This window comes from Anaerorhabdus sp. (assembly GCF_036637135.1).
Classification (GTDB): domain Bacteria; phylum Bacillota_I; class Bacilli_A; order Erysipelotrichales; family Erysipelotrichaceae; genus Anaerorhabdus.
Genome location: NZ_JAVWNC010000074.1, coordinates 1 through 8,711 on the forward strand (window position 1 = coordinate 1; position 8,711 = coordinate 8,711).

The following is an 8,711-nucleotide window of genomic DNA, read 5'->3' on the forward strand; positions in this document are numbered from 1 at the left end:
CCTTGTTGCAATTTTAATTTTTAAATAAATTATGAAGAAGCTTTATTAACTATTCATCAAACTGAAATTTTTATAACTTAACAACGGTTTTCGTAGGTTTTGAAAGAAACAAAAGATATACTCCAAATCCGATTTTAATGAACCCATCAATAAAAGCTAAAACTATGAATGGAATGGTTGGAAAAAACATGCCTATTAATGCATTAGCTGAACATAAGATAGCAATCGCAATCATTGAAATTCCATGCACAAAATAAAACGGGATAAAGTGAAGTCCAACGGCAAGGAATGAACCCAACCAAATCATTCTCCAATTTTGTGTTTGAAAATATGGACCTGACAAAGTAAACATAAGCGGAAACAAAACCACTATGGAGAAAACAGCCATATTATTTTGAAATTTTGATGATTTTCCATTCGATAACTTTTCCACTACTTTTTTATTGATTACAGATATGTAAAATCCAATTGCGAAACCGATGGTAAATATAGCGGGTTGTATTTTTTGCTCCCCGCCAAAAATAGTAGAAATTAAAATAACTACACCAATGATAATGAACCACAAACCACAACATCGTTTGTCATTATATTCTCGGATTTCATTTTTTTGATAACCTAAGAATCCCATACAATTTCCTCTATGCCTACTAATCTATCTCTATATTACCTTGGATAAAAATATATAGCAATGTTCATTAATTCTTTTAGCTATGATAAATTACTCTTTAATTAACTATGATATCTATGGGTTAGCTCTTTTCAATATATCTTCAAATGCATTAAAAAAGCCCTTATTTAAAGGCTTAAACGATATGATATCTATCGCGTTCTACTTTTTTGGCACCCCCAACCAGAATCGAACTGGTAACTAGATCTTAGGAGGATCTTGTTATATCCATTTAACTATAGGGGCATCTTGTATTATTATAAAACAACTGCTCCTCATTCTCAATGAAAACCACATCAGTTGAAAAAAACATTAACATAGTGCATCATAATATTAGGAAACAAGGAGGTTTTATGACTAATTATCAAATTATTACAGATTGTACATGCGACTTATCAAAGAGTATTTATGAGAAATATCCACTACTCATTCTTCCAATGGAAGTTAACTTAGATTCAGAAGTATTTATGCACACAAAAGACTTTCAAAACATGGATGCAATTACATTTTATAACAAACTTAAAAATGGAGGAGTATCGACAACATCACAGATTAATCCAGAAACATTTCGGATTGAATTTGAAAAAGTATTAAATGAAGGAAAAGACATTTTATATATTGGTTTCTCATCTGGTCTTAGTGGCTCTTTACAGTCCAGTATTGTCGCGAAAAGCTTACTAGAAGATAAATATCCCGATAGAAAAATAATCATTGTAGATTCCCTTGCAGCGAGTGCTGGACAAGGTTTATTGGTCTATTATGCATTACTTAATCAGGAACAAGGTTTAAACATTGAAGAAAATGAAAAATGGTTAAATGATCACGTCCTAAATCTATCTTTATGGTTTACTGTGGATGACTTACAATTTCTCAAACGTGGAGGAAGAGTATCAGGCGCAGTAGCCTTTGTAGGGACAGCACTTAAAATTAAACCTGTGCTTCATGTAGACAATGAAGGTCATCTTGTAAATGTATCGAAGGAACATGGGCGAAAAGCTTCTCTACACGCTTTAGCAAACCGACTTCATGAAACAATCATTGAACCAGAGAAACAAATCATCTTCATATCTCATGCAGATGCATTAGAAGATGCTGAGTTCCTCGCTACCAAAATTAGATCAACCACACCAATAAAAGACATCATATTTAGTGATATTGGTCCTGTAATTGGTTCTCATTCAGGTCCTGGAACTATTGCCTTATTCTTCTTTGCTACAGAACGTTAAAGTGCCATTTTGGCACTTTTTTCTATGATTAACTAAATTGCGTGATATAATTGTTTTCGAGGTATATTTATGCTAAAAAGAGTCTTATTTGTTATTATTGGAAACATCATCATCGGTGTTGGTATTGGTTTAACTGTTTATTGTGATCTAGGAATTGATCCAAGTACAACCTTTTTTAGTGGAATAAATAATATTATTAATATCGGATTAGGAAACTGTATATCATTAGGAAATGCACTACTCTTTATTCCAATGTTTATGGTAGAACGAAAAACAATCCACTTAGGAACATTTGTCAATATGTTGGGTGTTGGTTATGTTATCCAATATTCATCCGCATTCTTCATAAACACACTTCCTGTTATCTCATTACCATTACGATTTACTATAATGTTCATCGCTATCGTCGTCGTATGTATTGGTTGTGGTTTATATTTATCAGGAAATCTTGGTCAAGCTCCTTGGGATTCTCTTGCGCATTTAGTTAATATTAAATTTCCTAAAATTAAGTATTCAACTGGAAGAATGATTCAAGATATCACTGCATCAATAATCGGATTCTTACTTGGAGCTCAATTAGGTATTGGTTCAGTCATCTTTGCATTTTGCCTAGGTCCTGGAATCCAATTCTTTAGACAATTATTTGAAGGTATATTCTTTAAAGAAGCTAGTCTTGATTAGCTTCTTTTTTTATGATTAATGTTGAGGAATCATATAATACTTTCGCATGATTTTCACGTATACATTCCTTTTTAATGCATAATCCTGTTCTTACATCAATTGCTTTACGATATACTTTCCCATTTCGATACACATCATTTCCTTCTTTTGAGAAATATTCATCTTCACTTTGAATATGATATTTTACTTCTTCTCTTGCATTACATCTTATTTCACCACACAAATACTCATCAGTTACTGTCACAATAATTTGATAAGTTTTATTTGTATTATTTTTAAAACGATAGTCCAAGTAGTTATACATAATTGATGTCCCCGTACCAAATGGTATTTGGCGGTTAAAGTCTGGAAATAAGTCATATGCATCATGATGATGGTGTTCAATAATAGTGAGTGATGTATGTAATACCATCCAATGAATTAAATTTGTGAATTGACACATACCGCCACCTAGCCCACTACTGGTTTTACCACTTGAAATAGTTAACCCATTGCGATAACCTTTTTTCTTTGTTGGTTTACCTACCAATTTCCAAAATGAAAAAACTTCATTGGGTTGAATCAATATTTTATTAATTTTAGGTGCTGCAATACTTAAATTGGTTGCCTTATTCTCCTGTAACTCCATATCTACATTTCCAAGTTTTCGTCGAATTAGCGAATTGTGTTTGTTTATCACAATTGGTAAATAATCCTCCGATTTCTCACTAGCAAAAAGAGCCTGGGAAATAAAATCTTTACAATTTCTCAACGCTCTCTCTTTTTCTACTGAAATTAAATATGTGAGAGGAGATATTTCACAAAATAACTTTCTCATATTCCTCCTACTTTCTAATATTCTTTATCCAGTATTGTATAGTCAAATTCACTTGCTGCCATTGGCTTGAAATAGTAATATCCTTGCACAACATCGCAATTCAACTCTTTCAGCATTTCGACTTGATCTTCTGTTTCTATTCCTTCTGCAACTACTTTTACCTTAAGTTCTTTTGCCATATCAATAATGTTCGATATAACGATCTTTGCTCTTTCTCCATTAACTGTATCCACAAAGAATGCTTTATCAATCTTTAATACATCAACATCTATATCTTTCAATAAGGATAAACTTGAGTATCCACTACCGAAATCATCCATTGACATAGTAAATCCAATCGCATGTAATTCACCAATCAAATTAATAATTTTATTGATGTTTTCAAATACGATTGTTTCCGTTAATTCTATTTCAAAATATTCATATGGTACTTTATATTTATCCGCAATTCCTTTTAACTGCATTACAAAACTTTCATTGTACAAATGTACTCTTGAAAAGTTAATTGAGATTCTAAATGGTTTTAATCCATTATCCATCATACCTTTTAAGAATATTGCAACTTGTTCAAAAATATAAAAGTCAATTTTCGCAATAAATCCATTCTTTTCAAACAGCGGAATAAAATCAGCAGGACTAATTATTCTATCTTTTTCTTTCCAACGCACCAACGCTTCAGCACCACAAACTTGATGAGATTTTAGACAAACTTTGGGTTGTAAATACATCTTGAATTCCTTGTTATGGAAAGCAGCATTCATTTTGTTTTCTATCTCACTTTGAATAATTGCTTCTTTCTCTAAATCTTCATAGTAATCAGTGACTGCTCCACCACTCTTTAATTTAGCTTTTGAGTGAGCGAAGTTAATTTTTTCCATAATTTCAAATACATTATGTCTACCTTTATCATATGGTGTAACAATATATTCACCTGTTGGAAATTCAATAATTGTTGTAAATTCTTTGCCCATTAAGTCTCTAAACTTGGTAATGAATTTAGATCTTACAATTGCGAGTTTCTCTTTGTTTTCAAATGGTATCATGACAACAAAGTTATCAACACTTAAGCGACAATATATACTATCTGGTGTTTTCGTTACATAATCCAATGCCTTTGCCATATTGATAATGACACGATTGCCTGTATCAAAATCATGAACTCTATTGATGATTTTGAAGTTCTTTACATCTAACTTAACAAAAGCATAGCTTGAAGCACCATTATTCTTTAAAATCCTTCTAGCTTTACGTATAAATGTATTTCTTGTTAATGATCCTGTCATCTTATCAACATTCTTACGATCTTCTAGTGCCAACATTAATAAAACTAATCCATAAACCATTAAGCACCCAATGATGACTATAATCATTTTATTTTGCTCTTTAAACACTCCTGAAAATGAATCCATAACTGCTGATTCTGGAGCAATTGACAACATATACCAATTACCACTGTGAATTCTAACATAATCTACGATGAGACTTGAGTCTCCATTATATGTCTCTACATTAAATACACCGCGTTCTCCTGAAATCGTTGAGCATTCATTCGCTGGGTGATCAGCATGCTTGCAATTAATCTTGAAGTAATCTAATACATTATCAGAATTGGATAGTCCAGGATAATCACCAATTAATAAATACCCATTCTCATCAATTATTACTATTCTACCTTCACCATCTAAGAATTTTAGGTTAAACATTGAATTCAATGTATCACACCAATAGGAATACAAAACGACACCTGTTACTTGGTTTTCTACAACAATTGGTGCAGAAAAAATCATAACTTTACGTGATGGATCATCTAAAGAAGGGACTGGCTCGGAAATATAGAATTCACCATTCATTGATGCTTTAAAGAATTCTTCATCACCCATATTCCTATATGTAATACCCTCTTGATTGATTGCCGTACCATCTGGCATGACAAGCATACAATTTTCTAAATTATTATTATCGACAACTGCATCCAATAAATCAATTTGATCTTCTGTTCCTAAAGTCTCATTTTTCGCAAAAATAGTCGCAATTGTCTTAACTTTCTTAACTTGTTCATTGACTTGAAGCTCAAATGAAACTTCATTTGGTGCAAGTAATTCCTCCAAGTGATTAATAATATGTTGTTGAATATACACAGTAAAATTATGGTTATACGAAACAAACGCAACCATTAGAAAAACAAATAAAGTAACAGTTAATCCAATAAAAATGAATTTTTTGTTTTTCATGCAGTGAACATCCTCTCACAATTTAAAGTTGGATATCATTAGGTATCTATATTCTAACACATAAATAGCTTTTAAAAAACACAACAAATCGAATTGTGAACAAAAAAACAATCCTTTCGAATTGTTTAGTAAAACTATTCTAATGTTTCCAGTTTATAATTGGAATAGTTTTCATCTTTAGTGATAATCTCTATCGCTTTCTTCACTAATTCGTTCACTTTCTTATCTGTTCTAATCACCATTTGGCATTCTCCATCAATAATATCAATGATTGCATTTACTAAATTTTCATTAAGGGAGTCAAATCCAGTTGATACATCTGTCTGGGTTAATGTCTTCGTCTTGATATCATATACACCATTAAAGAATTGATTATCATTTACTCGAAATGAAAGACTAATATTATTAGGAGAACTATATAGCTGTCCTTCATTCACTATCAACGTATACTCAACTGAATTATTACCGCTAACATTGTTTCTTGTATTATTGATAAGATACGCTTTATCAATATAGAAATAATCTTCAGTAGGACTTTGACTCAATATTAATGTTGGTGAATCATTACTTTGTGCAGTTACCGAGAAATCATCACGTTGTCCTTTTCGTGCCCAACTTGATTCAACTACAGGTATCCTTTTACTATATTCACTATATGGATTATTTTCTATAAACAACAATTGTATCTCTTCAAATTGTTCATCTGATATGAAATAAGTTGAAGTACTACTTTCTAAGACATTGATTCTTTTTTCTTCTTGAAGATAGTACATCTGTGTTTCATTTGTAATTGTGCTACCTCCATAAACGAGATTACCATCATCAACAAATCCGATTAATTGTCCAGCTGCATGAATTTGATCATTCGTTGCTAACCACAAATCATCACTTAATCCACCATAATAAATCTCTTCACCTAAATGATCAATAATATAGTAGTATCCATACTCATCTTCACCATCTTCAATAATCACACCTCTATTTGTCGCCATAACAGGTTGTTTACCTTCTAAAGATGTTGTGATTCGATAAAGTCCATTATCTTGTGGAATCATTTCTCCTTGAATGAGTGGAAATATATATTTAATATTTTCTGGAACATTAAAATTCATACTATTTGGACAACTTAGTTCCTTGTTTTGAAGAAGAGCACATCGACCAGTATGTGCAACATCCTGACGATTATACTCTGTAATCATTTCGCATATTTCCAAAAGTCGCTCTTTTCCAACATCCATATTCGAAGATGTTTTCTCAACTTGTTTTGTTATTTCATTATAGAGAATATAGCTAACTGCACCATCCGATTTATTGTATTGAATTAATATTCTTTCACGATCCACATTTATATAATATAGATTTGAGCCACTAAACTCAGGAATACTTGTTATATTTTCGATTGTGTTGAGGTTACTATTACTATAAATCATAGCTTCTTCATACATTTTATTAAAAACTACACTGTCAACATAAGAGGCATTTGCACTTTTACAAATTACATCCACCGTACTTTTTGACAACATCATACTATCCACATCGAAATACGTACTAATTACTTGATTGACGACAGTATCATATAAGAAATAACTTTTAGCATTATTATTAATACTACTTAAAGTAATCAAAATTTGATAATTTGGTTGCTCAGTAAAAGCTAAAGTAAATCGTTCATCTATATTCCCATTGTTCGTCGCAAATAAATAAGCTATTTCTTCATTCTTTGTTTGATATTCAATCGCTTCTTTAATACGATTATAATCTTGCCCATAACTTATTGGATTACTTAACAAAGGCAATACAAAAATGAATAAAATTAAGAACGCAAAAATAGTGAACCAAACTTTGGGTTTTTTATAATTCAATAAATTCTTAATTCTAGATTCTGTTTTATTTTCACTAAATGCAAGTGTAGTACTAAATGGTTTTGAAGATAAATCAATTAATGTTTTCCCATATGATCTTTTTTCTTTTAATCCTAATTGTCGTAATGCTGCTTCATCACAGGACATTTCCATATCTTCACACATAAAGTAATAACTTAACCACATCACTGGATTAAACCAATGCATTCCCAATATGATTGTCGCGATAAACTTAACTAAATAATCTAAGCGTTTCATATGTACTGATTCATGTGTAATAATATTTATCAATTGACTCTCATTTAAATTGATAGGTACATAGATTTTTGGCTTTATAATACCAAATAGGAACGGAATATCAATTTCTTCACACTCATAAACATTATTTCCTATACAAATCGCAAATTGAAGTTTCTTTCTTAACTTTATGTCTTGAAGTACTAAAACAATATAAAATACTAGTGCTCCACCAATCCATACAAAAGGAAGAATTGTGATGATGGATGTTTTGTCATTGAATTGTGACTCATTTATTGTTTCATCATTTGGTTGTGGTTCATTTGTTATTGAATTATCCGTTGAATCAATAATAGGTGTAATTGTTTCAACTGAAACTTCAATAGGTTGTTTCATTGGGTACTCGATTGATGCAGGATAATTTATAAATTGTGGTGCACCAATACGATTTGTTGTTAAGTTAAAATTTCCAAAAATACTAAACGTACTTTCAAATGAAAAAGGGAGTAATAAACGTACCATAACAAATATCCATAAAGCATACGAAAATATACGAGGCGATTTCTTTAATGCAAATCGTAATAATATAACAACCAGCGCTATTACTGATGCTGATATACTCATATTCAGTGTGTCAATCAATAATGTTTCCATAATACTCCCCCAGCAATTCCTTAATATATAGTCTATTTACGTAGACTTATAATGTCAATAGTTATCCAATACATTTATAGTGAATCTTTGTAAATGCAACATAAAATTGCGTGATAGTTGGTAGTCGCAACTTTAGTAGTATGCTAAAATACAATCAATGAAATGAGGTATTTAGCATGGATTTATCAATTAACTTATTTATTATCTTCGGCTTGATCATGTATTTATTATTCTTTACAATTATTATACTAATAATTGTAGCCTTAATTAAATATATTAAATCAGATCCTATCCAAAAGAAAGATAAAATATTCTATTTATCTCTTGGTGAATCAC

General features: G+C 30.9%; 6 protein-coding genes and 1 tRNA gene. 2 read left to right on the forward strand and 5 right to left on the reverse strand.

Going from position 1 to position 8,711, the window contains the following annotated elements:
• Positions 1–70: 70 nt before the first annotated feature.
• Both RR643_RS10375 and RR643_RS10380 read right to left on the reverse strand, forming a co-directional pair.
• Positions 71–628, reverse strand: a complete 558-nt coding sequence (locus RR643_RS10375) for a DUF6609 family protein (protein WP_332483166.1) — start codon at positions 626–628, stop codon at positions 71–73.
• Positions 629–838: 210 nt separating this feature from the next.
• Positions 839–913, reverse strand: a tRNA-Arg gene (locus RR643_RS10380).
• A gap of 107 nt (positions 914–1,020) precedes the next feature.
• Between RR643_RS10380 and RR643_RS10385 the strand changes: the two genes are divergently transcribed.
• Positions 1,021–1,893, forward strand: a complete 873-nt coding sequence (locus RR643_RS10385) for a DegV family protein (RefSeq protein ID WP_332472546.1) — start codon at positions 1,021–1,023, stop codon at positions 1,891–1,893.
• 69 nt (positions 1,894–1,962) lie between these two features.
• Complete coding sequence (locus tag RR643_RS10390) at positions 1,963–2,574, forward strand: YczE/YyaS/YitT family protein (RefSeq protein ID WP_332472545.1); 612 nt, start codon at positions 1,963–1,965, stop codon at positions 2,572–2,574.
• On the opposite strand, the gene RR643_RS10395 is transcribed toward RR643_RS10390, so the two are convergent.
• The 3 genes from RR643_RS10395 to RR643_RS10405 all read right to left on the reverse strand — a co-directional run bounded on the left by RR643_RS10395 (position 2,561) and on the right by RR643_RS10405 (position 8,375).
• Positions 2,561–3,391: a VanW family protein gene (locus RR643_RS10395; protein ID WP_332472544.1), complete on the reverse strand. Its 831-nt coding sequence runs from the start codon at positions 3,389–3,391 to the stop codon at positions 2,561–2,563. The genes RR643_RS10390 and RR643_RS10395 overlap by 14 nt on opposite strands.
• 14 nt (positions 3,392–3,405) lie before the next feature.
• A complete protein-coding gene (locus tag RR643_RS10400) occupies positions 3,406–5,622 on the reverse strand; it encodes an EAL domain-containing protein (protein WP_332483167.1) in 2,217 nt (738 codons plus the stop codon).
• Between the two features lie 134 nt (positions 5,623–5,756).
• A complete protein-coding gene (locus RR643_RS10405; protein ID WP_332483168.1) occupies positions 5,757–8,375 on the reverse strand; it encodes a M56 family metallopeptidase in 2,619 nt (872 codons plus the stop codon).
• Positions 8,376–8,711: the final 336 nt, after the last annotated feature.

What these genes read in the sequence shown, in the direction of transcription:
- RR643_RS10375 (WP_332483166.1), bottom strand. Translation starts at nt 628, where the DNA reads ATGGGATTCTTAGGTTATCAAAAAAATGAAATCCGAGAATATAATGAC.
- RR643_RS10385 (WP_332472546.1), top strand. Translation starts at nt 1,021, where the DNA reads ATGACTAATTATCAAATTATTACAGATTGTACATGCGACTTATCAAAG.
- RR643_RS10390 (WP_332472545.1), top strand. Translation starts at nt 1,963, where the DNA reads ATGCTAAAAAGAGTCTTATTTGTTATTATTGGAAACATCATCATCGGT.
- RR643_RS10395 (WP_332472544.1), bottom strand. Translation starts at nt 3,391, where the DNA reads ATGAGAAAGTTATTTTGTGAAATATCTCCTCTCACATATTTAATTTCA.
- RR643_RS10400 (WP_332483167.1), bottom strand. Translation starts at nt 5,622, where the DNA reads ATGAAAAACAAAAAATTCATTTTTATTGGATTAACTGTTACTTTATTT.
- RR643_RS10405 (WP_332483168.1), bottom strand. Translation starts at nt 8,375, where the DNA reads ATGGAAACATTATTGATTGACACACTGAATATGAGTATATCAGCATCA.